28 protein-coding genes are annotated in these 24,467 nt (G+C 40.4%); 23 read left to right on the top strand and 5 right to left on the bottom strand.

Annotation, left to right across the window (positions count from 1 at the left end):
* Positions 1-38: 38 nt before the first annotated feature.
* The 3 genes from tnpA to tnpC all read left to right on the top strand — a co-directional run bounded on the left by tnpA (position 39) and on the right by tnpC (position 2,478).
* Positions 39-422 (top strand): IS66-like element accessory protein TnpA, encoded by a 384-nt coding sequence (gene tnpA, locus K1T76_RS05970; protein ID WP_004691518.1) that lies wholly within the window; start codon positions 39-41, stop codon positions 420-422.
* Positions 419-754: an IS66 family insertion sequence element accessory protein TnpB gene (tnpB, locus tag K1T76_RS05975; RefSeq protein WP_171489061.1), complete on the top strand. Its 336-nt coding sequence runs from the start codon at positions 419-421 to the stop codon at positions 752-754. The genes tnpA and tnpB overlap by 4 nt, the downstream gene beginning before the upstream one ends.
* A 74-nt stretch (positions 755-828) precedes the next feature.
* Positions 829-2,478 (top strand): IS66 family transposase, encoded by a 1,650-nt coding sequence (gene tnpC / locus K1T76_RS05980; RefSeq protein WP_230244487.1) that lies wholly within the window; start codon positions 829-831, stop codon positions 2,476-2,478.
* A gap of 27 nt (positions 2,479-2,505) precedes the next feature.
* Here the strand turns inward: tnpC and K1T76_RS05985 are convergent, their stop codons facing one another.
* Entirely contained in the window at positions 2,506-3,033 is a 528-nt protein-coding gene (locus K1T76_RS05985) for a hypothetical protein (RefSeq protein WP_230244623.1), read from the bottom strand.
* A gap of 108 nt (positions 3,034-3,141) precedes the next feature.
* Between K1T76_RS05985 and K1T76_RS05990 the strand changes: the two genes are divergently transcribed.
* Positions 3,142-4,274 (top strand): IS3 family transposase gene (locus tag K1T76_RS05990; protein ID WP_223287772.1). Its coding sequence is split into 2 segments (ribosomal slippage): positions 3,142-3,394 and positions 3,394-4,274, totalling 1,134 coding nucleotides; the frame shifts between segments, so codons are not numbered across the junction.
* 17 nt (positions 4,275-4,291) lie between these two features.
* Here K1T76_RS05990 and K1T76_RS05995 read toward each other — a convergent pair.
* Positions 4,292-5,137: a hypothetical protein gene (locus K1T76_RS05995; RefSeq protein ID WP_230244625.1), complete on the bottom strand. Its 846-nt coding sequence runs from the start codon at positions 5,135-5,137 to the stop codon at positions 4,292-4,294.
* A gap of 88 nt (positions 5,138-5,225) precedes the next feature.
* The gene (locus K1T76_RS06000) at positions 5,226-5,621 is read right to left on the bottom strand and encodes a hypothetical protein (RefSeq protein ID WP_230244626.1); all 396 of its coding nucleotides are present in this window, start codon (positions 5,619-5,621) and stop codon (positions 5,226-5,228) included.
* Positions 5,622-5,877: 256 nt separating this feature from the next.
* Here K1T76_RS06000 and K1T76_RS06005 point away from each other — a divergent pair, with 256 nt between their 5' ends.
* Positions 5,878-6,690 (top strand): DUF6502 family protein, encoded by an 813-nt coding sequence (locus tag K1T76_RS06005; protein ID WP_230244628.1) that lies wholly within the window; start codon positions 5,878-5,880, stop codon positions 6,688-6,690.
* Positions 6,668-7,321 carry a hypothetical protein gene (locus tag K1T76_RS06010; RefSeq protein ID WP_230244630.1) on the top strand — a complete coding sequence of 218 codons (654 nt, stop codon included), beginning with the start codon at positions 6,668-6,670 and terminating at the stop codon, positions 7,319-7,321. The genes K1T76_RS06005 and K1T76_RS06010 overlap by 23 nt, the downstream gene beginning before the upstream one ends.
* Positions 7,322-7,432: 111 nt before the next feature.
* On the opposite strand, the gene K1T76_RS06015 is transcribed toward K1T76_RS06010, so the two are convergent.
* Together K1T76_RS06015 and K1T76_RS06020 are read right to left on the bottom strand one after the other, a co-directional pair.
* Positions 7,433-8,737, bottom strand: a complete 1,305-nt coding sequence (locus K1T76_RS06015) for a peptidylprolyl isomerase (protein WP_230244632.1) — start codon at positions 8,735-8,737, stop codon at positions 7,433-7,435.
* Positions 8,737-11,187 (bottom strand): LPS-assembly protein LptD, encoded by a 2,451-nt coding sequence (locus K1T76_RS06020; RefSeq protein WP_230244634.1) that lies wholly within the window; start codon positions 11,185-11,187, stop codon positions 8,737-8,739. The genes K1T76_RS06015 and K1T76_RS06020 overlap by 1 nt, the downstream gene beginning before the upstream one ends.
* A gap of 120 nt (positions 11,188-11,307) precedes the next feature.
* On the opposite strand from K1T76_RS06020, the gene K1T76_RS06025 reads away from it, so the two are divergent.
* The 17 genes from K1T76_RS06025 (at position 11,308) to gspJ (ending at position 24,458) form a co-directional block, all read left to right on the top strand.
* On the top strand, positions 11,308-12,321 hold the full coding sequence (locus K1T76_RS06025; protein ID WP_230244636.1) for an aminoglycoside phosphotransferase family protein: 1,014 nt from the start codon (positions 11,308-11,310) through the stop codon (positions 12,319-12,321).
* Positions 12,322-13,011, top strand: coding sequence for an N-acetylmuramate alpha-1-phosphate uridylyltransferase MurU (gene murU, locus K1T76_RS06030; RefSeq protein WP_230244638.1), 690 nt, complete (start codon positions 12,322-12,324; stop codon positions 13,009-13,011). It begins immediately after the preceding gene.
* 84 nt (positions 13,012-13,095) lie between these two features.
* Positions 13,096-13,728: a 16S rRNA (guanine(527)-N(7))-methyltransferase RsmG gene (gene rsmG / locus K1T76_RS06035; RefSeq protein WP_230245633.1), complete on the top strand. Its 633-nt coding sequence runs from the start codon at positions 13,096-13,098 to the stop codon at positions 13,726-13,728.
* 22 nt (positions 13,729-13,750) lie between these two features.
* On the top strand, positions 13,751-14,533 hold the full coding sequence (locus K1T76_RS06040) for a ParA family protein (protein ID WP_230244640.1): 783 nt from the start codon (positions 13,751-13,753) through the stop codon (positions 14,531-14,533).
* Positions 14,530-15,417: a ParB/RepB/Spo0J family partition protein gene (locus tag K1T76_RS06045; RefSeq protein WP_230244641.1), complete on the top strand. Its 888-nt coding sequence runs from the start codon at positions 14,530-14,532 to the stop codon at positions 15,415-15,417. The genes K1T76_RS06040 and K1T76_RS06045 overlap by 4 nt, the downstream gene beginning before the upstream one ends.
* Positions 15,418-15,448: 31 nt before the next feature.
* Entirely contained in the window at positions 15,449-16,096 is a 648-nt protein-coding gene (locus tag K1T76_RS06050) for a MotA/TolQ/ExbB proton channel family protein (protein ID WP_230244643.1), read from the top strand.
* A 9-nt stretch (positions 16,097-16,105) separates the two neighbouring features.
* Complete coding sequence (locus K1T76_RS06055) at positions 16,106-16,528, top strand: ExbD/TolR family protein (protein WP_004976812.1); 423 nt, start codon at positions 16,106-16,108, stop codon at positions 16,526-16,528.
* Positions 16,528-18,255 (top strand): lipid A export permease/ATP-binding protein MsbA, encoded by a 1,728-nt coding sequence (gene msbA / locus K1T76_RS06060; RefSeq protein ID WP_230244645.1) that lies wholly within the window; start codon positions 16,528-16,530, stop codon positions 18,253-18,255. Before K1T76_RS06055 ends, msbA begins: the two co-directional genes overlap by 1 nt.
* A gap of 3 nt (positions 18,256-18,258) precedes the next feature.
* Complete coding sequence (lpxK, locus tag K1T76_RS06065) at positions 18,259-19,272, top strand: tetraacyldisaccharide 4'-kinase (protein ID WP_230244646.1); 1,014 nt, start codon at positions 18,259-18,261, stop codon at positions 19,270-19,272.
* 11 nt (positions 19,273-19,283) lie between these two features.
* Positions 19,284-20,045 carry a 3-deoxy-manno-octulosonate cytidylyltransferase gene (kdsB, locus tag K1T76_RS06070; protein ID WP_230244648.1) on the top strand — a complete coding sequence of 254 codons (762 nt, stop codon included), beginning with the start codon at positions 19,284-19,286 and terminating at the stop codon, positions 20,043-20,045.
* 14 nt (positions 20,046-20,059) lie between these two features.
* Positions 20,060-21,049: a DNA polymerase III subunit delta' C-terminal domain-containing protein gene (locus tag K1T76_RS06075; RefSeq protein WP_230244650.1), complete on the top strand. Its 990-nt coding sequence runs from the start codon at positions 20,060-20,062 to the stop codon at positions 21,047-21,049.
* An 11-nt stretch (positions 21,050-21,060) separates the two neighbouring features.
* A complete protein-coding gene (locus K1T76_RS06080) occupies positions 21,061-21,402 on the top strand; it encodes a PilZ domain-containing protein (protein ID WP_019836532.1) in 342 nt (113 codons plus the stop codon).
* A gap of 24 nt (positions 21,403-21,426) precedes the next feature.
* Positions 21,427-22,200, top strand: a complete 774-nt coding sequence (locus tag K1T76_RS06085; RefSeq protein WP_230244652.1) for a TatD family hydrolase — start codon at positions 21,427-21,429, stop codon at positions 22,198-22,200.
* Positions 22,201-22,295: 95 nt separating this feature from the next.
* Positions 22,296-22,910, top strand: coding sequence for a TetR/AcrR family transcriptional regulator (locus K1T76_RS06090; RefSeq protein ID WP_019836530.1), 615 nt, complete (start codon positions 22,296-22,298; stop codon positions 22,908-22,910).
* A 6-nt stretch (positions 22,911-22,916) separates the two neighbouring features.
* Positions 22,917-23,468, top strand: a complete 552-nt coding sequence (locus tag K1T76_RS06095; RefSeq protein ID WP_004976794.1) for a prepilin-type N-terminal cleavage/methylation domain-containing protein — start codon at positions 22,917-22,919, stop codon at positions 23,466-23,468.
* Positions 23,458-23,838, top strand: a complete 381-nt coding sequence (gspI, locus tag K1T76_RS06100; RefSeq protein WP_004976793.1) for a type II secretion system minor pseudopilin GspI — start codon at positions 23,458-23,460, stop codon at positions 23,836-23,838. Before K1T76_RS06095 ends, gspI begins: the two co-directional genes overlap by 11 nt.
* Positions 23,835-24,458 carry a type II secretion system minor pseudopilin GspJ gene (gene gspJ / locus K1T76_RS06105; protein WP_004976791.1) on the top strand — a complete coding sequence of 208 codons (624 nt, stop codon included), beginning with the start codon at positions 23,835-23,837 and terminating at the stop codon, positions 24,456-24,458. The genes gspI and gspJ overlap by 4 nt, the downstream gene beginning before the upstream one ends.
* The last annotated feature ends 9 nt before the right edge of the window (positions 24,459-24,467 follow it).

Here is a 24,467-nt window from a genome sequence, read left to right on the forward strand (position 1 = left end):
TTTAGTCCCCACTTAAAAACAAGTGGGGACTAAAATTTATGACTACAAATCACCAGACATCCATCGCATCTCTTGCGAAAAAACGAAGAACATACAGTGCTGAATTTAAACAGCAGATCGTTCAGGCTTGTAAAGCACCGGACGTTTCAATTGCTTCAGTCGCTTTGCAACATGGATTGAATACAAATCTTGTATCCAAATGGATTCGCTTAATTGATGCTAAGCCAGGGAATGATCGCTCACCACTACCGAATAAACCTGCATTTATTGCCTTATCTTGCTCTGCACCATTAGATCCTACTCCTACTGACATGTTAACGGTTCAAATTACTTTACCCCACTCAAAAGCAGAAATTGGCTTGAAATGGCAAGTATCAGAAATATCTGCTTTAGCAGAATTACTCAAGGCACTTGCAACATGATCCGCATTGATGAAATCTGGCTTTCTACCCAACCTCTGGATATGCGAGCAGGGATGGATACGGTCATGGCGCAGATTATGAAAGCCTTTGGCTACATTAAACCGCATTGCGCCTACCTGTTCTGTAATAAACGTGGCCATCGCATGAAAGTGCTGGTACATGATGGACTGGGCATCTGGCTGTGTGCCCGGCGGTTGGAACAGGGCAAATTTCACTGGGCTAAAGTTCACCAGGGTGAAAGCGTAGCCCTCAGCCCGGAACAGTTACAGGCACTGATCCAGGGTTTGCCTTGGCAGCGCATTGGACGACAGCAGGTGGTGACGATGCTTTAAACCAGGCTGTTCCATTCTGCTATTCTCCAAACGTTCTATTTCATTCTTCTCATGACCTCAGGCATACTGCGGTCATGAATACGCTGCCTGACTTAAGCCAACTGACCCATGAACAACTGCTGGAATTCACCAGGCAGTTGGCGATGCAGCATCAGTCTCTGGCACAATCAAATCAAGAATTAGAAAAATCAAACCAGCAATTAGATGCCAGAGTTCAACATCTTGAAGTCACCAATCAGCAATTAGATTCTAAAGTTCAACATCTTTCTATTCTCAATCAAAAATACGAGCATGAACTCGCACTATTTAAACAGCACAAATTCGGCAGTAAAAACGAACATCTCACTGCAAAACAAATCCACCTGTGGGATGAAGCGGTTGAAGAAGATATTGCCGCGGTTGATCTAGAACTGGAACGGCTAAATGCAGATAAAACCGATGCAGTGACACAGAAAGCCAAAACCAATAAACCTAAACGTCGACCACTGCCAGATCATCTACACACCATCCGTATTGAGCATGAACCTGCATCAACCCAATGTTGTGCTTGTGGCTGCCAACTCCGTCGTATCGGCGAAGATGTCAGTGAAAAACTGCATTTCAGACCGGCACAGTTCTATAAGGAACAGCATGTGCGTGGTAAATGGGTCTGTGATCAGTGTGACACTCTGACTCAGCAAGCGATGCCCGCCTATGTGATTGATAAAGGCATTGCTTCACCTGAACTGCTCAGCCATGTTTTGGTATCGAAATATGCCGATCATTTGCCGCTGTACCGTCAACGTCTGATCTATCAGCGGGCGGGAATCGAACTTTCTAGATCAACTTTATCTGACTGGATAGGTCGCTGCGGTGTAGAACTGGAACCTCTGGCCAATGCCTTAAAAGAGGTGGTACTACAACAGCAGGTGCTGCATGCAGATGAAACACCGGTCACCATCATGCGGATGGGTGAGAATGATAAAAAACCGAAGAAAGGTTATGTCTGGGCCTATGCCACTACACAGTACAATCCAGTTCAGGCGGTGATCTATGACTTTCAGGATAGTCGTTCAGGCCAGCATGCTGAAGAGTTCTTGAAAGGCTGGCAGGGCCATCTGGTCTGTGATGATTACAGTGGTTATAAAGCACGCTTTAAATCAGGCCAGGTCATAGAGGTGGGCTGCATGGCCCATGCACGTCGTAAATTCCATGAACTGCATGTGACCGGGAAAAGTCAGGTCGCTGAACAGGCCTTAGTGCTGATTCAGAAACTGTATGCGATAGAAGCAGAACTCAGGAAAAAGACCGATGGTACAGCGGAAGACCGCCGCGAATACCGACAACAGCATAGTCAACCGGTGATGCAACAACTGTATGAATGGCTTAACCAACATCAACTGACTGTGCCATCGAGTTCTCCAACCGCCAAGGCCATCAATTACACTCTGAAGCGTTGGCCAGCTTTAAGCCGCTATCTGGATGATGGCAATCTACCTATAGATAATAATTGGGTGGAAAACCAGATGCGACCTTGGGCGTTGGGACGTAAGAATTGGCTATTTGCAGGTTCGCTGCGCAGCGGTCAGCGAGCAGCCAATATCATGACATTAATCCAGTCAGCAAAGCTGAATGGGCTGGATCCGTATGCCTATTTAAGTGATGTTCTGAAAAGGTTGCCGACACATAAAGTGACCCAAATAGAAGAATTACTGCCACACCGCTGGAAATCCGACCAAAATTAAAAAATAGGTATGGGATTCAGCGGACGCTTACAAAGAGCGACTAACTAAACGATACCCATCTTTAGCCTGAGCATTTATCATATTTTGCAATGCTAAAGCGCGTTCAAGTTTTGTACTCTCTGTTGGATAGTCTTTGTATCGATATGTGTAGGTACCATTATGTTTACTACTATTTATACAAGTTGCTATCTTAGGTTGATTTTCTTTATTATCTAAAATTTCTACATGATTTCCTGTAAAGTATTGTTTAAATTGAATAATGCGACAACCTTCTTGACCTAATTTATTAAGTACATTTATTAATTGATTAGTGTCAACAAGTGGGGAAAGATAACCACTATCGTAAGTGTATGATGCATTATCATTTTCATTTTTTAAAAAATAGTCTTTAAAATTTAAGTCAGTAGAAGGCCTTACAGAATGAAGAAATTGGTATCCAGATTTTCCATTCTCATTAAGATTACTTAACCATGAAAAATAGATATTGCTAATAGAGCTTGCAGTTCGATCAGACACAATAGCAGAGTAGCGAGTATTCTGATTAGCTAACTTCATATAGCTATTTACAGTTTGATAGAGATGGCTCCGTAAATTTGAACAACTCCTATAAGTGATATTTTGCTCCCCAAATGATGTTATAAACATCGATATATGGAGTATTTTATGGCACGTAGACCAAGAAGAAATCATTCAAATGACTTTAAAGCTAAGGTAGCGCTTGCTGCGATTAAAGCAGAAAAAACACTTGCTGAATTGAGTGCTGAATTTGATGTTCATCAAAACCAAATTATCGACTGGAAAAATCAATTGCTTTCAGCTTCCTCGCAAGCCTTCGATCAATCAAAAGCTCCAGCAGAACCGCCCATTGATCTAAAGAAACTACATGCAAAAATCGGTGAGCAGGCATTAGAAATTGATTTTTTAGAAGGTGTGTTGAAGAAACTGGGCCGCTTCAACCACAAAAGTTAATCGACGACTCACTTCAGATTTCAGTATCTAAGCAAGCTAAGCTACTGAAAGTCTCCCGTGGTTGTTATTACTATCGCCCAAAACCTGTGAGTGCATCAGATCTGAAGCTGATGCGCTGTATTGATGAATTACATATGCAATACCCTTTTGCAGGTAGCCGTATGATGCGTGATTTATTGAACCGTCAAGGACATCATATAGGACGACGTCATACACGTACTTTAATGAAGAAAATGGGCATTAATGCGTTATATCGTAAACCAAATCTAAGTCAGGCCAATCAAGCTCACCGTAAATATCCATATCTGCTCAAAGGATTGAATATTCAACGGAGTAATCAAGTGTGGGCAACGGATATAACGTATATCCCTATGGCAAAAGGCTTTGTCTACTTATGTGCTGTGATTGATTGGCACAGCCGTAAGGTGCTTGCCCATAGCGTATCGATTAGTATGGAGGTTGCATTTTGTATAGAAACATTAAATGAAGCTATTGAAAAATATGGCCGACCTGAAATCTTTAATACAGACCAAGGCAGTCAATTTACCAGTGATGCATTTATTGAAGTGTTAAAATCAAATGACATCCAAATCAGCATGGATGGTAAAGGTCGTTGGGTTGATAATGTGATGATTGAACGATTATGGCGGAGCGTTAAATACGAGGAGGTTTATCTCAAAGCCTACAGCAATGTTTTTGATGCGAAAAAGCAATTAAATGCCTATTTTGAATTTTATAATTTGAAACGACCTCATTCGAGTCTGGACAAAATGACTCCAGATGAGTTTTACTATGACCAGCTACCACAACAAAATAAGGTAGCTTAACTAGAGCAGAATATCACTTATAAATAAGCTTTTAGTTGTTCAAACAAGTGGGACCATCTCTGATTTCCATACACCTTATTATTGTATGCGACAATTTTATATCCATTTTTCCCCATTTCATTAAGCTGAGATAGGAATGCAGTACTACTGGTTGAATTAACCGCATCTACATTTAAAAAATTTGCTGTTGTAATAAGGATCTTAGGTTTTTCTGCAGTAAATAATCCGATATTACTTTTTACATAACAGCGATTATCCTTGTAGGGGTTAGATATGGAATTCCTTTCTAACTTAATGTAAGCAGGATTATTACTAGTTGAATTAATAATACAAAATGAGTCATCATCTAAAAAAGTTAAGACTCTATTCTCTTCTGAGGTTGTGCTATATTTTTGATATTTAATAGGATAGTAAAAGAAGTTATCATATTTGATACCAGTTTGAATGTCTTTTAGTATTAGATCTCCAAGTAATTGATAACGCTTGCTAACTAATTCACCTCCACACGTTTTTAATGATGAATTATATTGAGAATATTGGATCCCTTCATTACTACCTTCTACTGAATTATCCCCAGTTTTAAGAATTTCAATCTGAGCTAAACTACAATCAGAAATACCTAAATTAGATGAGCCTTGAATCCACTCTCCAGCCAATTTATCTGCTACTGTTGTTGGAGTTGGAGTTGGAGTTGGAGTTGGAGTTGGTGTTGGAGTTGGAGTTGGAGTTGGAGTTGGAGTTGGTGTTGGAGTTGGAGTTGGTGTTGGTGTTGGTGTATTGGAATTATCTGAGCTGTCACTGTTACAACCAACCAAAGCAGTAATTATTACAGTCACAAAGCCACTTTTAATTATCTTGTTCATAATAAGCTACTCGCTAGAAATATTTTTCTCAGAGATAGCCATCAACATTCTGATAGCTATGTTATCACTATCGCCCCCATTTTAAGAATTAATGAATTAAATGAGACTCTACCCATCCATTTCCATATTCTGTTGTTACTTCGATTAATCCATTTGAGCTGACATTACCTGCATAAATAATGTCAGAATTTTTAGAAAGCTTAGTTTTTACTTTGCTTGATTTATTAGGCGTTTCATAAAGCGGTAAGTTGTTTAGTTTTGGGGTTAATTTTTGTCCTATAGTACGTTCAATATCTTTAGATGTTTCATTATTACCACGAAACTTAGTCATTTCTTTGGCTGTACCTGCTACTTCTTTGGTCGTTTCATTAATTTGACTTAAGGTTCCTCTTAGGTCTCTTAAACTGTCTGCAAAGCCAGCATAAGAAGACGTTGAACTAGCATAAATGGTAAATACAAGAATCAGGGGTGAAATTTTCATCATACTTACACCTTAACGATGATTATTTAAATTTAATACTTTATCAAAGAATGCGAAAACTTCGCATTTTTATGATAGAATATTTAATTAACAGTTGTAAATAGATGAACGTTAAATAGTAAAAAATTAAAAAGTCATAGATTGAGAGCCAGGTTGTGAGTATTTTTATTTACAAGATACGAAAATTCATCTGATATAATTTGTAAGAGACTAAAAATAGTGAGAAAATTTCAATTGTAATTCTATTGCTGTTGGTGTAATGACTAAACTTCCTACTAATGATGCTGAGTTTAATTTAAAGCAAGTGCTTGCACTCATGGATTATCTTAGCCAATGGTTAATTCGTTCTGGTGTTGGATATACTGAATTTTCAGCTGCTTTAAAACCAATTTTTTATCAACAGGCTCTTCAAGAATTAGAAAGGATTGATCAAAAGCCTACTATTTCTGCTATTAGTTTATTATCTGGTTTACACCGTAAGGATGTGAGTGCATATAAAGAGACAAAGCTGGCGGGTAAGCCTTTGACTGAAGCAAATATCTCTGAACCAATTAGTGTTCCTTCTCGGGTTATAGGTTTGTGGTTAGCAGAAGGCTGGGGAGAGTGTTTACCATTCAGTAGTGATGAAGAAAATAATTTCGAAATTCTGGTAAAAAGAGTATCTACTGAACGCCATCCTAGGTCTGTGTTAAATGAGTTGATCCGATTAGGCATAGTACTTGAAAAAGACGGTAATATTTTCTTGCAAAAAGGACAGTTTATTCCTGATCCTTCTTTACAAGAAGCTCGTAAAATTTTGATTAAAAATTTACAATCCCATCTGGCTGCAGGTTTACATAATTTATTTGAAAATAATCAGACAAACTTTTTAGAACAAGCTGTGTGTGCGGATGGATTAACAGAAGCATCTGTTCAGTTTTTACGTGATCAAAGTCTAAAATTGTGGCACGAATATTCACTACAACTACTCAAGCTAGCTTCTGAAAAATGTACAGAGGATGAAGGCAAGCTAGATGGTACTAAAACTTTTATATTTGGGGTTTATCAACATGACCGTGAAGAAAATGGTTAAGCTATTTTGCTTTAATATTTTATTTTTAACAATGATCGGTTGCGGACAGGATTTTAGTGTAGGGGGAGCTAGTTTAGAAGGTACAGGTAATGGGCTTCCACCTCCACCTGGTCTTGGGAATGCTAACGACAGCAATACTGATGATGTCTTTAATCAGGATCAATATACGTTAAGACTATCTGGGGCTGCAACTGATTTGTGTGGTCTAGTCGTTCGCGAAATTCAATTTTTGGATTTAAACCAAAAAACAGATTTACGTAAAGATAAATCATATGATCGAAAAGTTGATAAAGATAAAGGTATTCCTATAGAGATTAAATTATCTTTTCTTAATAATTATTCGGATAAAGTGATATTAGAATATCCTGATTGCAATGTGCCTTTAGATTTTTATAATACTGAAACAAAAGATCAATTATTTCCTGAGATGCAGTGTTCCATTATTAGAAAAGTTGAATTAATGCCAGATGAAGAGCGTATTTTTCAGCTAAAATACAAGTTATTTGAACCTGTAAAAGGAGTATGGCAGTTAAATAATCAAGTCAAAATTACCATCCCATCTGAGCCAGAAGAAGAGTGTGGAGAATTGCAGCTACCATTGGAACTAATAGATAATAAAAACTTTTCTTGATGAAAGTCGAACGGATGAGACATAAGTTTGAGCAGCTACGCTTGAAAGTAAAAAACCAGTGCGGTGGCACTGGTTTTGATTGTGATCTAAAGATCTAAAAGCTCTACGCGCTTAGGAGTTCTTTTTACGATCTAAGCTTGGGTCTTTGATTTCTACAAAAGCATTGTTGCGTGTTTCACGTAACCAGCTGTCTAGTTCAGTATCAAATTGACGTTCACCTAAAATTTGACGTGCCATACGTTCTTGGTATTCACGTGTCATATCTTGTTGACGGATATCGGTGACTTGCAATACATGCCAGCCAAACTGAGTCTGGAATGGTGCGCTAATTTCGCCTTTGGCGGTGTTTTTCATTTGGTTTTCAAATTCAGGTACCATCACCCCAGGGTTGACCCAACCTAAGCTGCCACCATCACGTGCAGAGCCTGCATCGTTAGAGAACGTTGCTGCCAAGGTTGCAAAATCTTCACCTGCTTTTAAGCGGTTGTAAATGCTTTCAATCATGTGTTTGGCATTTTCAGGGCTAACCACTTCTGTCGGTTGAATGAGGATGTGGCGGGTTTGATATTGAGGTACCAATGCGCGTTGTTCAGTGCTTTTACGCTCTAAGACCTTGACCACATGAATACCATCACGGACTTCAATCAGTTCACTGGTTTGACCCACATCTAACGGTGTAATGCGTGCAGCAAGTTCTGCAGGAATATCTGTTAGGTTACGTAAACCCAAGTCTGCAGACTGTACGGTTACACCATTGCCTGTGTATTTTTTGCTAATGGTTTGAACATCATTGCTTTGTGCTAATTCAGCTTTTACTTTTTGCGCAACTTGTGCGGCATTTTCTGTTCCTGAAACACGCACATGCAAAATATGTACTTGATTGCCTAATGCTGCTTGACCTTGCGGGGTTTTCAGGAAATTATCAACATCTTGGTCGCTAATTTGAATACGTGACATTACGACTTGTTGACGTAGGCGATTGATTGCTAAATCTTCAGCAATACGGTTACGTAAAAATGCATAACTGCCTGGCGCGGATTGATCTAATTTTTGCTGAAAAGCTTCTAGGCTGTTTGCCCCATTTTGCTGTGCAACTTTTAAAACTGCTTCATTTAAAGATTTTTCATCGGCTTTAATATTATAGCGTTTGACTTGTTCTAATTGTGCTTGGCGTACAATCAGTTGCTCTAAAGCTTGTTGTTCTAAAATGTGTTGCGGTGGAACAGGACGCTTTTGCATTTCCAGTTGTTGTTTGAGTTCAACCACGCTTTGCGCTAAATCACTTTTTAAAATGACACTATTGTCAACTACAGCCACAATTTGATCATTCGCAGCGGCAAATGCAGGCAGGCTAACAGCCATGCTCAGTGCCAAGGTAGATGCTTTTAAAAATCGTTTTAACTGTACTGTCTTCATTAACGTTGTGTCCAAGATTGATTAATTTTATTAAAACCTAAAATACGGTTTTCAAGCAAAGAAGCAAGTTTATTATTGAAACTGCCTAAACCTTTTAAATTTAGCTCTGCCATAATGGCACGTTTTGGTTTAACACCTGTATCTGTCACATCGTCCAAGTCGTTATAGTAAGAGCGACCATAGACTGAAATACCCCAGCAGCATGATTCGTAATTTACACCCAGTAAATACTCACGCGCTACGCTATTGTCTAGGTCATATTGCGCATGACCTAAAATACGCCAGTTGTTGTGAATGGGTTGAATGAATGATGCAACCACTTGATCATAATGGTCTTGGCGGTTTGGAATATAACGACGGTTAATATAGCCAAAGTTATATAAGTTACCCTGATCGCCAGCGTAAAGCAGATTTACATTACGCTGAGCATTGTCGCCATTAGACATCCAAGCAGCATTGGCACCGATGCTGAGATTTTGGCTTAATTGGCTGGTGAGGCTGACAATTGGCCCTGTACGGCTTTGCGTGTCAAAATCATCGCTGGTATTTTCTAGTGTGACACGGCGGTCTTCAAAATAGAAACTTTGACCAATGCCTGCCTTAATACGTTCCAAACCAATTTCATCAAACAGGCTGTAGCTTAAGCCTAAAGATAGGAAATTATTATCTTCTAAACGGTCATGTCCATAGAAACGGTTTGGACTGAATAATTGATCATAATTGATTGATGCTGTTGCAGAATCAAAGTTAGGGTGATCATTTTGATTTTTATACGGTGCATAGGCATAGAATGCACGTGGCGTAATCGTTTGTAGGAAGCGACCATTTTTTTCAAAGGTAATCCCTGTGTCCAATGTAAATTGTGGCACAGTGACAGATTCACTTTCACTAGATGAGTTATATTGATTCAACGCATTTCGAGTGTCTTTGTCATAGAAGGTGTTAATGTTGCGTAAAGACACTTCTGGAATAACAAATGACCACGGATTGCGGTAGTTATAACGCACTGCAAAGTCGTTATAAATACGGGTGCCGCTTGGTTCGCCTACATCTAATGCACCAATGTCTTTTTTGAAGTAAGCCGTGTCGTTATTAAACTCGACTTGGAAACCTTGAGGATTACCTGTTTTATAGTTCAATAAAAATTGTGGTAAACGTGCATAAGGGCGTTTTTCATACTCAATAGATGAATCAAGGGTTTGGAAATCTTCAACTTTGAGCTGTGCTTTTAAACCCGGAATGCCGTTACGATAATTTAACTCCCAAGCACGACGTAAATTAAGATCGGTTTTGGAGTTCGGGTTATTATTTAAATCGGCAAAGTAATCTTTGTCTGAAGCATAGTTGTATTCAAGATTAGTCGAAAACTGATTGTTAATTTGCCAGTTGTGTAAAAAGTGCAAGTCTTTACGGTCTTGATCATCATATTTGGCATCTGAAGCTAAATAACCACCCCAGATTTGGCCTGAACCAAAATTTTCAGTTAAATAACGGAATTCACCCTCTAGCATTGCACCACGATCGCCAATATAACGCGGGCTAACGGTTGCATCGTAATTAGGTGCTAGGTTCAAATACACAGGTACAGATAGCTCAACCCCACCATCATTGGTAAAGCCAAAACTAGGTGTCAAAATACCTGTGGTGCGGCGGTCATCAATTGGGAAATTGAAGTAGGGTACAGCTAAAACTGGTACATTTTTCACATACAATTTGGTGCCGCGTGTTTCACCGCGTCCCGTTTCCTGATTCAGCTTAATTTCATTGGCTTGAATTTTCCAAGTCGGGGCTTGTTCAGGCGGGCAAGTACTGTAAGTGGCATTATTCAGCACCATCGTATTGGTTGAGGTGCGTGAAATTTTTTCTGCCATGCCGTGTGCATGTTGTTCTTCTGCAATATAAAAACTGTTGTTTAAGTCACCTTGCTGGGTTTTTAGGTTGTAATTAATTTCATCACTTTGCGCCAGTAAACCCGCTTGCGCCATTTGTACCCGACCTTCGGCTTTGGCAAAGGTCTGAGTTTGATCAATGGTAATTTTATCGGCACGAATTTGACGACCTTCTTGGTCAATCACCACGTTGCCTTCTAAGACTGAATCGCCATTTGGATCATAGTGACCATAATCGGCAGTCACTGTAGAAGTTGCATTTGCAGCATCTACCGCAACAGTACCTGAGCTAATCGGCGTTAGCCATGCGCCTTCACAATAGGCAGAACTTTGGCTGTGACCAAATTGTTGTGCTTCAGGTGCGGCTTTATCAACATAATATTGCTCAAAGAACTGCTGCCCAGGATAAGCTTCTTGAATGGTGTGCTTAAGCTGCTGGTTATTGAGATTTGTGACAGATGAAGTCTGATCTGTGGTCTGCGCATAGCTGGAAACAGAGTGACCACATAACAGAGTTAAGACCGCAGTCGCTAAAGGATTAAATTTAAACTGATGCTTCATTTATCTCATCAACCAAGAGTGCTTAATCGCAATTAATTATTGTCGCATCATAGAGAAAAAGCGCAGAAGTAGCTACACTTAGCACTTTAAAAACTCAGCCTGTATTAGAATTTATTGCAAATGAATACACAACGCGAACAATTGATACAAACATGGATAACATCTGTACTTGGTTCAGATCAATTTGAAACTCATTTTTTAGCAGGCGATGCAAGTTTTCGTCGTTACGCACGAATCAATTTGAATAATAAAACATTTATGCTCATGGATGCACCACCAGAAAAAGAAGATTGTGGTCCTTTTGTGACGATTGATGAATTTTTTGCTGCCCATGGCGTGCGCGTGCCAAAAATTATAGCCAAAGACTTGACACAAGGCTTTTTGTTGCTCGAAGATTTTGGCGATGTTTTGTTATCGACCTTGCTGAATGATCAGACTGTAGATAACTATTATGCGCAGTGTTTTAAACAGTTAATTCAATTGCAAGATATTGATGGTACCGCACATTTCCCTGAATATTCCTATGACAAACTGATCAGTGAAATGGAGCTGCTGACTGACTGGTTATTGCCAGCCTTGCAAATTCAGCCAAGTGCGGAACAAAGTGCCTTAATTAAACGCACTTTTGCTATTTTAGCCAATGCCGCCGTGGCCCAGCCGCAAGTGATTGTGCATCGTGATTTTCATAGTCGAAACTTAATGAAAGTAGGCGATGACAAAGAACTTGGTGTGATTGATTTTCAGGATGCGGTCATTGGTGCAGATACATACGATTTAATTTCGATTACCCGCGATGCTTATGTACAGTGGAATGCGGATCGTGTCTATCGTTGGTTTAAAATATTTTATGACTTAATGCCAGAAACATCTAAACAGGAACGCGATTTTGAACAATTTAAAAAAGATGCCGACATGATGGCGATTCAGCGTCATATCAAAATTTTAGGTATTTTTGTGCGTTTATTTGAGCGTGATGGCAAATCGGGTTATCTCAAAGATTTACCGCGCGTGATGTGGTATTTACTAGAAGAAAGTAAGCCTTATCCAGAATTACAACCATTTATGCACTTCATTCACACGACAGTAATGCCAAAATTTACAGCAAAATATGGTCAGTATGAGGTGCTTGCCTAAATGAAAGCTATGATTCTTGCCGCAGGAATGGGCAATCGTATGCGTCCTTTAACGCTGCATACGCCTAAACCTTTATTGGAAGTCGGTGGCAAACCTTTAATTGTGTGGCACATCGAAAAATTACAAAAGATTGGTGTGCAGGAAATTGTTATTAATACCGCATGGCTAGGTGAAAAACTCGCAGAAGCTTTGGGCGATGGTTCTCAGTTTGGTGTAAAAATTTTGTGGTCGCATGAAGGCGAAGGTTTGGAAACAGCAGGGGGTATCATCAAAGCCTTGCCATTATTGGGCTATGAACCTTTTATATTAGTGAATGGTGATGTTTGGACTACCATGGATTTTGCGCCACTATTAAATGTGCAACTTGAAAACGACTTGGCACATTTGGTTTTAGTGGAAAATCCATTACAGCATCCGCAAGGTGATTTCACTCTGGCTGCAAACAAAGCCTATACTTTTGAGCAAGCACGCTCGGGTGAAAATCTGACTTATAGTGGCGTAGCGGTGATCCATCCGCAAATGTTCGTCGGTTTAGAATCGGGCAAACGACCGCTTGCACCATTGCTTAAACAAGCCATGCAGCAAGGAAAAATTTCAGCACATAAATTACAGGGTGTTTGGGTGGATGTTGGCACTCCTGAACGATTAAATGCGTTAGATCAACAAATTCAGCAGGGGGTGTACGCTTAAGTGCATATTCACTAAGCGTTCGCCCCTATGACTGTAACTATAAATCGGTATACTTCCATTAACTTTTTCGAGATGTGAATTGTGATGCATTCGTTTTTTCAGGAACTCAAGCAAGGTAGTCAGGCTTTAGGTTTAGAGCTCAGTGATGAGGCTTTAAATTTATTACTCAAATACCAAGATGCTCTGGTGCTATGGAATAAAGCGTTCAACCTCACTGCAATTCGTGACCCGAAAGAAATGCTGGTTAAGCATTTGCTCGATAGTCTGAGCATCCTCAAAGATTTACCTGCAGGTCGTTTATTGGATATTGGGACAGGCGGCGGTATGCCAGGCATGATTATTGCCTTGTGTCAGCCTGAACGCGATTGCGTGTTGTTGGATTCAAATGGTAAAAAGATTCGATTTTTAAAACAGTTTATTGCCGATTTAAAACTGAAAAATGTAGTGGCCGTTCAAACTCGTGTTGAAAATGAAGACAGCATCCGTGAGTTAGGTCATTTTGATGTGATTACGAGCCGTGCTTTTGCATCTTTAACTGACTTTGTTGCCGCGTCCAAACCATTTATGCATGAGCAAAGTATTATTGCATCAATGAAAGGTTTGATTCCTGCCGAAGAAGTGGAAGCAGTGAAAGATGAATTCAGCTGTGAAATTATCGAGCTTAAAGTTCCGCGCTTAGACGAACAACGTCATTTACTTTTATTAAAACGTATTTAATTTTCAAAGGACTGGGGTGATCATGGCACAAATTATTGCGATTGCGAACCAAAAAGGTGGCGTCGGGAAAACCACAACCGCAGTTAATTTGGCAGCATCTTTGGCTGTTTTGAAAAAGCGCGTTTTATTGGTTGATATGGACTCACAAGGCAATGCGACCATGGGTTCAGGCATTCAAAAAAATGATTTGCTGTATTCAGTGACCGATGTATTGTTGGGCGAAGTGCCGATTGAAACCGCAATTAGCAAGGCAGAAGTTGGTTATAAAGTCTTGGGTGCCAATCGTGATTTGGCAGGGGTTGAATTGGTGATTGCTGAGCAAGAAGGGCGCGAGTTTATTTTGCGCAATGCCTTGCAAGAAGTTGACAAAGACTTTGATTATATTATTGTCGACTGTGCACCAAGTTTAAGCTTAATTACAGTAAACGCTTTAGCAGCAGTGCAAAGTGTAATCATTCCAATGCAGTGCGAATATTATGCACTTGAAGGTTTGGCAGACCTGACACAAACCATTGATCGTATTCAACAAGCACTCAATCCTGATTTAGAAATTATTGGCGTATTGCGTACCATGTATGATGCGCGTAATGCCTTAACCCGTGACGTGTCTGAAGAATTATCACACTATTTTGGTAAAAAATTATACGATACCGTGATTCCGCGCAATGTGCGCTTAGCAGAAGCGCCTGCACACGGTTTACCCGTCATTTATTTTGAAAAAAGCTCAAAGGGTGCAGTTGCCTACCTGAATTTAGCAGCTGAAATGTTGAAAAAAAGCAAAGTGAAAAAAGGAAGTAAAGCATGACCACAAAAAAACGCGGATTAGCCAAAGGTCGTGGTTTGGATGCCTTATTGGGGTCAATCCAGAAAGAAAAATTACAACTTGAAGTGCAATCTTTAGATCATGGTCAGCTCAAACAAATTGATGTCAATTTATTAAAACGTGGTGAATATCAACCGCGTCGTTTTATTCAAGAACAAGATTTGCAGGAACTGGCGGCATCTATTGAAAAACATGGTGTAATGCAGCCGATTGTGATTCGTCCGATAGATGACGAACAACATCCTTATGAAATTATTGCAGGTGAGCGTCGCTGGCGTGCTGCACAGTTGGCAGGTTTAACTGAAATTCCTGCAATTGTGCGTGATTTGACCGATCAGGTCGCGATTGCTTTGGCATTAATTGAAAACATTCAGCGTCAAGACCTCAACCCAATTGATCAGGCAATGGCGTTACAACGCTTTCACGATGAGTTTGGCTTGAGTCATCAGGAAATTGCCGAAACAGTAGGTAAAGCACGTACCACGGTCAGTAATTTATTGCGTTTACTCACTTTGGCAGAGCCTGTTAAAGAGTTGATGCAGCAAGGCTTGCTAGATATGGGTCATGCACGTGCTATTTTAACTTTGAAAGCTAAAGATCAGCTCAAAGTCGCGCAGCATGTAATTGAAAAGAATTTATCGGTACGTCAAACCGAACAGTTGGTACGTGACTTTAATGCGCCAAAACAAGAAAAGCCGAAAACGGTTATTGCACCTGATATTCAACAACTCACGCAACGTCTTTCTGAGCGTTTTAGTGCAGATGTTAAAATTGATTATAACAAGCAAGGTAAGGGTAAATTGACCATCAGTTATCACTCTCTGGAAGAGCTGGATGGTATTTTAAATATTTGCCTGTCCGATTAATTTTAATTCGTATTTTATTGGGGAAAAGCGAATGTGGGAATTGGTAAAAGCAGGTGGCTGGCTGATGCTGCCGTTGGTATTGTGCTCGGTATTTACCGTTGCAATTACCATTGAGCGTTTTATGCGTTTAAAGAGAGCAGGTATTTTGCCCAATGCGTTGTTGCTCAACCGCGGGCAAAGTTTAGCGACTGTGTTGCAACAACTGAATCAAAGTGCCAACTTAAAAAACAGTACATTAGGCCGTATTTTTGAGGCGGGTGCGCGTAACAAACAACAATCAGAACACTATGCGCGTGCACAAATGGAAGCGACAGCTTCACAAGAAATTGTTTATTTAGAAAAAAATATCAACTTCTTGGGTACGCTCAGTGCAGTTGCGCCATTATTGGGTTTATTGGGTACAGTGCTTGGGATTATTGAATCATTTTTAGTGATTGATGTGGGTGCAAGTAATCCAACCTTAATGATTCCAGGGATTTCTAAAGCCTTAATTACCACTGCTGCAGGTATGTTAATTGCAATTCCAGCCTTATTTGCCTATCGTTATTTTCAGCGTTTGGTGCAAGAATATACGGCTGAGTTAGAGCAGCAAGCGACTTTGTTTCACGCAGGATTATTTCATCAGAGTCAACCTCATCAGCTTGATGCGGATGTGCAAGATGTGAAAAAAGTAAGCTAAGGTGAGTTTATGAAATTCAAACGCTCGCAAGTTGAAGATATTCATATTAACCTGACTCCAATGATTGACTGTTTACTGTTCATCTTGGTGTTTTTGTTGCTTTCGACCACATTTAACCAATTTAGCCGTATGAATTTAACTTTGCCAGATGCGCAAGGCGTACCACCAAAATCTTATGAACATAAAATTGAAGTCGTGGTAGATTCTTCAGGGCATTATTCTGTCAATGGTCAGGCACTTTCGACTAAGGAAGTGGCAGATTTAAGCACAGCAATTAAACAAATTTCTCAAGATCGACGAGATTTAATGTTTATTATTGCTGCAGATGCCAAAGCCACTCATCAAGATGTGATTCGAGTGATGGATGTCGCAGGACAACTTGGTTTCGTCAACATCAATATCAGTACGAAAGTCCCAACTCGAGGTTATTAGTGAAGAAGGATTTACAGGTCTATCGCCGTCTTCTGAGATATTTGCTCCCATTTTGGGGCTTGGCAATCTTGGTGATTATCGGTTTCGCCATTAATGCAGCTACAGAAGTATCTGTGGCAAAACTCTTGGAAAAAATTATTAATGCCATTCAGGAGCGTGACCAATCTTTCACCACACTATTTCCGCTATTAGTCATTGCACTGATGTTTTTCCGTGGTTTGGGAACTTTTATTGGCGGTTACTATACAGCAGTGATTTCACGTAATTTGGTATTCAATATCCGTCAGGAAGTCTTTGCTAAATTGCTGCGTTTACCTGCACAGTATTACTTAGATAATACCAGTGGGCACATTACTGCCAAAATTATGTATAACGTAGAGCAGTTGACCGCTGCATCTACAGAATCGCTGCGTACATTGGTACAACAGGGTTTAATTACACTCGGCTTACTGGGCTATTTGCTGTATACCAACTGGCGTTTGACCTTATGTATTTTGGTATTTGGCCCATTAATTGGCTTGCTGATTCGTAAAGCTGCGAAACGTATGCGTCGTTTATCTATTCAAGTACAAGACACCATGGGAGATGTAAACCACGTGGTGCAAGAAACTGTGAATGGTAATTTGGTCGTCAAAGGTTTTGTTGGTCAGACCTATGAACAAAGCCGTTTTAAAGAAAATTCTTTAGAAAACCTACGTCGCGGTCTAAAAATGGTGGCAGTGCAACAATTGAACAGCCCTGTGGTGCAGTTCATTATGTCCATTGCTTTGGCAATTATTATCTGGATTGCCTTACGCCCAGAAATTCTACGTGATATTTCAGCAGGTGAGTTCGTGGCGTATATCACTGCCGCAGGTATGTTGAGTAAGCCAATTAAAGCTCTTACTGATATTAATGAAAAATTACAACGAGGTTTGGCAGCAGCGCATTCAGTTTTTGAATTGCTAGATATGCCTGAAGAGGACAATCACGGTACGCTTACACCAGAGCTAAAAGGTAATTTGCAATTTAAAAATGTGAATTTAGTATATTCCGATGGACACCATGCCATTCATGATTTCAATCTAGATGTTAAAGCAGGTGAAACTGTAGCTTTGGTCGGACGTTCAGGTGCGGGCAAAACCTCTCTAGTCAATCTGTTAGTACGTTTTCAAGAAGTATCTTCGGGGCAAATTTTATTTGATCAGCAAGATATTCGTGATATTGAGTTAAATAGCTTACGCTCACAAATCGCCATGGTTAATCAGCAAGTGGTGTTATTTAACCGTACGGTACGAGAAAATATTGCCTATGGTCAGCTTGAAGGTGCGAGTGATGAAGCAGTGATTGCTGCAGCCAAAGCAGCTTATGCTCATGACTTTATTATGGCTTTACCGCAAGGCTACGATACACCACTCGGTGCGCAAGGTTTGAATTTGTCAGGCGGTCAACGCCAGCGTATTGCGATTGCCCGTGCTATTTTAAAAAATGCACCAATTTTAATTTTAGATGAAGCCACCAGTGCTTTAGACAATGAATCTGAATACTTTATTCAACGTGCATTTGATGCGGCCATGCAAGACCGTACCACCATTGTCATTGCACACCGTCTATCTACCATTGAAAATGCTGACCGTATTGTGGTGATGGATCAAGGGCGTATTTTAGAGCAAGGTACCCATCAGGAACTCATAGCGCAAAAAGGCGCGTACTTCCAGTTGCATCAACGTAACTTCGAGGAACATTAATTCATGTCTTTGGCACAATTTATTCAGGACGCTTGGCAGCAACAAGCCAAATGGCTGGTTGTGCTTAGACCCTTGTCTTTATTGTACCGTGGCGTGAGCTTACTCAATCAGAACTTATATCGTTCAGGGATTAAAACCGCTTATACCGCTCCCGTACCTGTGATGGTGATTGGTAATATTACCGTTGGGGGCAGTGGCAAAACTCCTTTGTTGATTCATTTGGTTAAATATCTACGAAGTTTAGATATTCGTGTCGGCGTGATTAGCCGTGGTTATGGCGGCAAAGGACCATTTCCAGTTTATGTCAGTATCGATGCGAATGTAGAGGTCGTGGGCGATGAACCGACTCTAATTGTGCAATCTACGGGTGTGCCGATGGCAGTGGGGCCAAATCGTCAAAAAAGTATTGAATTGCTGCTTTCACAGCATGAATTGGATTTAATTATCAGTGATGATGGTTTGCAGCATTTGGCTTTAAACCGTCAATTGGAATGGATTGTTTTAGATAATAATCGTGGTTTGGGCAATGAGAAAATATTACCTGAAGGTTATTTGCGTGAACCAAAATCTCGATTAGAGCATGCCACGGTGATTGAGCATGCAACGCACCCGAGTTCTGAACTAAATATGCATTTGGCTGTTGCAGAGCCATATGTATTGCATCCCGCACAAGAATTAATTTTTGATCCGACCCAAATTTTTTATGCTGTCGTGGGCATTGGCTTTCCTGAACGGTTTTATAAAACGTTAGAATCGATGGGTGTGACCCAGTTTCAATGCCATGAGTTTCCAGATCACCATGACTATGAAATTACCGATTTGCAGTTTGACGACTCGCAACCGATCATTACCACAGAGAAAGATGCCGTCAAATTATTGCCACTGTTAAGGCAATATCCAGATTTTCAGCGTGAAATTTGGGTTGTACCTGTAGATGCTGTATTGTCATCGGGCTGCTACGTCACCTTACATCAACAATTGAAACACTTGGGTTTAAACCTGCCTGAAAAAACATGATAAGGAAAATTATGAAGCACATTGTTATCCCTGCACGTTATGCCAGTTCACGCCTGCCATGCAAACCTTTACTGGAAATTCATGGTCGCGCCATGATTTTACGTGTGGTTGATCAGGCAAAAAAAGTGGCAGGTTTTGATGATTTGTGTGTGGCCACCGATGATGCTCGTATTGCAGCATTGTGCCGTGCTGAAGGTGTGGATGTGGTCTTGACTTCGGCAGATCACCCCTCTGGCACAGACCGATTAAGCGAAGTGGCGCGTATTAAAGGTTGGGATAAACACGATATTATTGTCAATGTGCAGGGCGATGAACCACTTTTACCTGCACAATTGGTACAACAAGTGGCGCAGTTGCTCGAAGCTCAACCTGAATGTTCGATGTCTACGCTGTGTGAGCCGATTCAACAACTAGATGAATTTACCCGCGATAGCATTGTTAAAGTGGTCATGTCTAAACACAATCAGGCTTTGTATTTCAGCCGTGCTACGATTCCTTATGACCGTGATGGTGCGAAAGAAGCGACACCACAATTGCATGAACATGCTTATCGTCATTTAGGGTTGTATGCTTACCGTGTGGAATTGCTGCAAGAATATGTGACTTGGGAAATGGGAACATTGGAAAAGCTAGAAAGCTTAGAGCAATTGCGTGTCTTAGAAAATGGACACCGTATTGCTATTGCTGTTGCAGAAGCCAATTTACCCCCAGGTGTAGACACCCAAGCAGACTTAGACCGTTTAAATGCAATGGATATTGCCCATTTTGAGTAAGTGAATCACCTACCATGCAACGTGATGTAATTGGACAAGTGTATCCATGGCAACAACAAGTTTGGGAAAATCTAACTGGTCGATTTCCCAAAATGGGGCATGGTTTATTGTTTTTTGGCAAAGAGGGGTGTGGTAAAGAAGCCTTTGCACAGCAATTTGTGGCTTGGATTTTATGCCAGCAGCGTGATGTGCAGTCACAGCCTTGTGGTGAATGTAGCAGTTGTCAGTGGTTAAAATCAGATACGCATCCGAATTATGTCTATATCAGCACCGATGAAGAGAATAAAAAGCAAAACGCGAAAATTAAGATCGAGAAGATCCGTGATTTATTACCTTTTGTCCAGCAAACGGTAGATGGGTGGCGGGTAGTTGTGATTGAACCTGCTGAGGCCTTAAATATTGCATCTTCCAATGCCTTGCTGAAAACCCTAGAAGAACCGGGTGATCGCATTGTGATTATTTTGCTGGCAGATCACTATCTTAAATTGCCTGCAACCATTCGCAGTCGTTTACAGCACTTTGCTTTAGACCGTATTGATGCAGCACAGGTTACGGCATATTTGCAGCAGCATTTGCCTGATTTAGAAGTAAATAAACAGCAATTATTGATGAATTTGTCCAATCAAATGCCGTTGCAGGCTCTGCAGTTAGCACAGGCAGAATGGTTAGAGCAGCGTACAGATTTTCTGAAAGATTGGTATAAACTGGTGACGCAAAAAAATATGCCCATGGCAATTGCAACCAAGTGGAACAAGGCGTTGAGCTTTACTGATTTTAGTCAGATGTTTGAATACTTGTTGTGTGATTTAATTTGTGTCAAGCTAAACCAAAGCATTAAAAATTTGGATTTAAGCACCGCTTTGCAGCATTTGGCTGAACAATATGACTTGGAACGTCTGTTTGGTTTATATGCAGAATTACAGCAAGCCAAGCCAATGCTTGAGCAAAACGTGCAAAGTAATCTAGTGCTTGATCAGCTCTGTATTAAGTTAATGAATATTTAAGGGGGAACATGATGCAACCACGTATGGGCGGTATTATTCAGGCCAATATTCCTGATGTCGAAACGCTATATTTAAGTTATATGCCATATGTTGTGGGCGGTGGCTTATTTGTACCCTCAAAACAGCCTGTGAAAATGGGTGAAGAAATCTTCGTGCTTGCAACATTGCCCGAACAATCACAAAAAATTCCACTCACAGGAAAAGTCATCTGGATTTCGCAAAAGCAAAATGGCATTAAAATGCAAGGCTTTGGCATTCAACTGAGCGGTGAAAAAGGCGTTTATTACAAATCTGAAGCCGAAAGAATCCTTGCGGGGCTTAAGTCTGACAATCGTAACAGTTACACTATGTAGGTTGTTTGCTTTTAGGAAGAAACTGTGTTTGTAGATACACATTGTCATTTAACGATGCTGGATTTAAGCCCTTATGATGGCGACTTAGATGCAGCAATTGCACAGGCACGCCTAGCGGGTGTGTCTAAAATTATGGGTATCTCTGTTGATTTAGACGATCATATTGCATTGTCAAAAATTGCAGCACGTCATGCCGATGTCGGTTATAGCGTGGGTGTACATCCTTGTGAAAACGCTGAAAATATGGCACACGCCACTACCGAAAAACTGATTGCTTTGGCACAAGCAGACAAGGTTTGGGCTTTGGGCGAAACAGGTCTGGACTATTTTCACAGTACCGATTTTGTCGCAGAGCAAAAAGCCTGTTTTGCACGACATATTCATGCGTCACAAGCCGTAAAAAAACCAGTGGTAGTTCATACTCGTGCGGCTAAGCATGATACAGTGGATATTATCCGTGCAGAAAAATCGACGCATGGCATATTACATTGCTTTACAGAAGACTGGGCAACCGCAAAAGCGGTGTTAGATTGCGGTTATTATGTGTCGTTTTCAGGCATTATTTCCTTCAAAAATGCACAAGATTTACGTGATGTTGCCAGGCAAGTGCCTTTAGATCGTGTCTTAATTGAAACTGATAGTCCATATTTGGCACCTGTGCCATATCGCGGTAAGACAAATGAGCCAAAATACGTTCCATATGTAGCCAAAGCCCTATGTGATGTATATGATAAGTCCTTAGAGGAAATTGCTTTCATAACAACACAAAACTTTGAAAACCTGCTCAAAGGACATTAATTTGTATTGTGGAGCAAAGTAAATACCGAATGTTGTGGTGGTATATTAAAAATTTCAATTGATTGAATCGTGTAAAGAGAGTTTATCGGGTGAAGATGGATCGTCAGGCTCAGTTTCGAGCAAGAGAAACGTTAATTTTTCAAGTGGCAGAGCAGTTGCTTTTGGAAAATGGTGAAGCAGGAATGACCCTTGATGCTTTGGCAGCAGAACTGGACTTGGCCAAAGGTACTCTATATAAACACTTTCAAAGTAAAGATGAACTCTATATGTTGCTCATTATTCGTAATGAGCGCATGTTGCTAGAAATGATTAAAGACGCTGAAAAACAGTTTTCTGAACATCTAGCATTTTTTATGCTGCATCACTTACATCATCCTGAGCGTACCGTACTTTTTCACCAAATTGAAGAACGCCTTTCTACAACAGGTGTTGGCATTGGTTTGTTATTTAGTGAACTATACCAAGTCCGCAAAAGCCGATTACGCATCATTATTCGTATGACTGAACAATATTTAGAATCCATTCACAGCAAGATGGAAGTGCGTGATTATCTGGCTTCAATTTGGGCACTTACGCATGGTGCAGCGGCTATTTTAAACTCAAGTTTCTATCAGCGTTATTTGGGTTCACGGGATACTCTGCGCGTCGCCTATATCGACCAAGCGTTGGCGATGCCCAAACAAGCACAATCTTTCGAGCAATTGAATTAATACGCTATGAACACACCACTATCTTCGGTTCGCGGTTTTACGCTCATTGAATTGATGGTGGTGATAGTCATTATGGCGATTATGGCATCGCTGGTTTTAATGAATATCGGTGGTGTTGATCAGCGTAAAGCCATGCAGGCGCGGGAAGTGTTTTTATTGGATTTGCGTAAACTGAATCGTGAAGCCAATGATCAAGCGCGTATTTTTGCACTCAATTTGCATCAAGCAACCGATGTTTCAGCTGCGCGTTATGATGTGTTGGAATATCAGCCTTATGCCACAGAACAACAATTAAGCCTGCAAAATAATCAAAAATGGCAAAACTATGGCGAATTTAAAAGCAGAACGTTGCCTGAACAAGTTTCTATCCAAATTTTATCTTTAGAACAAAGCTATCCGAATGCTAACAATAGTGAGTTGCTGCAAGGTAATGCACCCGCACTGATTTGGCTGGGCAATGGTGAAGCCAAACCTGTGCGTATTCAGTTCTATTTAGAACAGCGTCCTGTAGGTGCGGAAATAGAGGTCGATCATTTAGGAAAAATCCATGAAAGCTAAAGGATTTACACTACTTGAAGTTATGGTGGCTTTGGCAATTTTTGCAACAGCAGCTATGGCAATGACCAAAGTGGCGATGCAATATACCCAATCCACCGCCAATGCAATTTTAAGAACCAAAGCACAATTTGTGGCTTTGAATGAAGTGGCATTGATGGAAATGAATCGGCAATGGTTAAGTGGAACAGAGTCAAAGCAAGTGACACAACAGGGCGAAACATGGCAAATTGACAAGTCCACACAGCCAACCATTAGTCCGAATGTGCAACGTGTCGATCTTCAAATCAGTTTATATAATCAAGACACAGGACAAGTTGAAGCAGGAGTGACTTCTTTGGTGTTTTTTAATGCCCGTGAGCAGCAATCATGAGTACAAAGAAAGGCTTCACTTTAGTTGAGTTGCTAGTCGCTATTGCAATTTTTGCAGTGCTGTCTGCTTTGGGTTGGAAAGTATTTGATTATCTCGCCAAAGTCAAAGATCGCAATGCGATGCATGAAGCCAATCTAGAACAGTTGCAAGAAAGCTATCAACAAATATTACGTGACACGATGCAGGCTGTTCCATTAACGGCCAATGTCAAAGGGCAGCAACAACCTGCTTTGGTTTTACAAAATGGACGTTTTAATTTCAGTAAAACTGGTGTGACCGATCCCTTGCAGCAGGGTATTTCACCCCATGAGCGCGTAGAATATCAATATCGTGCCGATGAAAAAAAATTGTATCGTTTAAAATATCGTAATTTGCATCAAACGGGCAATGATCAGCCTGAGTCGAGCGTGATGTTGGATGAAGTCGAAGCCTTTGAGATTATGGTATTGAATCCAAATGAATTAAGTAGTTGGCCTGAAAGTAGTGTCGATTCGCAACAAACTGAACAATTAAGACTGCTTCCGAAAGGAATAAAAATAAATTTAACCGTGCGTGACGTGCAATATGAATGGATATTTAGCTTATTGCAGACTGATTTTTTAAAGAAGAAAGACAATTAAAGGCACAAT

Origin of the sequence: Acinetobacter sp. PW68, from assembly GCF_020982655.1 — a bacterium.
Classification (GTDB): domain Bacteria; phylum Pseudomonadota; class Gammaproteobacteria; order Pseudomonadales; family Moraxellaceae; genus Acinetobacter; species Acinetobacter towneri_A.

Coding starts and splice junctions, on each gene's coding strand:
- tnpA (WP_004691518.1), top strand. CDS start 39: ATGACTACAAATCACCAGACATCCATCGCATCTCTTGCGAAAAAACGA.
- tnpB (WP_171489061.1), top strand. CDS start 419: ATGATCCGCATTGATGAAATCTGGCTTTCTACCCAACCTCTGGATATG.
- tnpC (WP_230244487.1), top strand. CDS start 829: ATGAATACGCTGCCTGACTTAAGCCAACTGACCCATGAACAACTGCTG.
- K1T76_RS05985 (WP_230244623.1), bottom strand. CDS start 3,033: ATGAAGTTAGCTAATCAGAATACTCGCTACTCTGCTATTGTGTCTGAT.
- K1T76_RS05995 (WP_230244625.1), bottom strand. CDS start 5,137: ATGAACAAGATAATTAAAAGTGGCTTTGTGACTGTAATAATTACTGCT.
- K1T76_RS06000 (WP_230244626.1), bottom strand. CDS start 5,621: ATGATGAAAATTTCACCCCTGATTCTTGTATTTACCATTTATGCTAGT.
- K1T76_RS06005 (WP_230244628.1), top strand. CDS start 5,878: ATGACTAAACTTCCTACTAATGATGCTGAGTTTAATTTAAAGCAAGTG.
- K1T76_RS06010 (WP_230244630.1), top strand. CDS start 6,668: ATGACCGTGAAGAAAATGGTTAAGCTATTTTGCTTTAATATTTTATTT.
- K1T76_RS06015 (WP_230244632.1), bottom strand. CDS start 8,737: ATGAAGACAGTACAGTTAAAACGATTTTTAAAAGCATCTACCTTGGCA.
- K1T76_RS06020 (WP_230244634.1), bottom strand. CDS start 11,187: ATGAAGCATCAGTTTAAATTTAATCCTTTAGCGACTGCGGTCTTAACT.
- K1T76_RS06025 (WP_230244636.1), top strand. CDS start 11,308: ATGAATACACAACGCGAACAATTGATACAAACATGGATAACATCTGTA.
- murU (WP_230244638.1), top strand. CDS start 12,322: ATGAAAGCTATGATTCTTGCCGCAGGAATGGGCAATCGTATGCGTCCT.
- rsmG (WP_230245633.1), top strand. CDS start 13,096: ATGCATTCGTTTTTTCAGGAACTCAAGCAAGGTAGTCAGGCTTTAGGT.
- K1T76_RS06040 (WP_230244640.1), top strand. CDS start 13,751: ATGGCACAAATTATTGCGATTGCGAACCAAAAAGGTGGCGTCGGGAAA.
- K1T76_RS06045 (WP_230244641.1), top strand. CDS start 14,530: ATGACCACAAAAAAACGCGGATTAGCCAAAGGTCGTGGTTTGGATGCC.
- K1T76_RS06050 (WP_230244643.1), top strand. CDS start 15,449: ATGTGGGAATTGGTAAAAGCAGGTGGCTGGCTGATGCTGCCGTTGGTA.
- K1T76_RS06055 (WP_004976812.1), top strand. CDS start 16,106: ATGAAATTCAAACGCTCGCAAGTTGAAGATATTCATATTAACCTGACT.
- lpxK (WP_230244646.1), top strand. CDS start 18,259: ATGTCTTTGGCACAATTTATTCAGGACGCTTGGCAGCAACAAGCCAAA.
- kdsB (WP_230244648.1), top strand. CDS start 19,284: ATGAAGCACATTGTTATCCCTGCACGTTATGCCAGTTCACGCCTGCCA.
- K1T76_RS06075 (WP_230244650.1), top strand. CDS start 20,060: ATGCAACGTGATGTAATTGGACAAGTGTATCCATGGCAACAACAAGTT.
- K1T76_RS06080 (WP_019836532.1), top strand. CDS start 21,061: ATGCAACCACGTATGGGCGGTATTATTCAGGCCAATATTCCTGATGTC.
- K1T76_RS06090 (WP_019836530.1), top strand. CDS start 22,296: ATGGATCGTCAGGCTCAGTTTCGAGCAAGAGAAACGTTAATTTTTCAA.
- K1T76_RS06095 (WP_004976794.1), top strand. CDS start 22,917: ATGAACACACCACTATCTTCGGTTCGCGGTTTTACGCTCATTGAATTG.
- gspI (WP_004976793.1), top strand. CDS start 23,458: ATGAAAGCTAAAGGATTTACACTACTTGAAGTTATGGTGGCTTTGGCA.
- gspJ (WP_004976791.1), top strand. CDS start 23,835: ATGAGTACAAAGAAAGGCTTCACTTTAGTTGAGTTGCTAGTCGCTATT.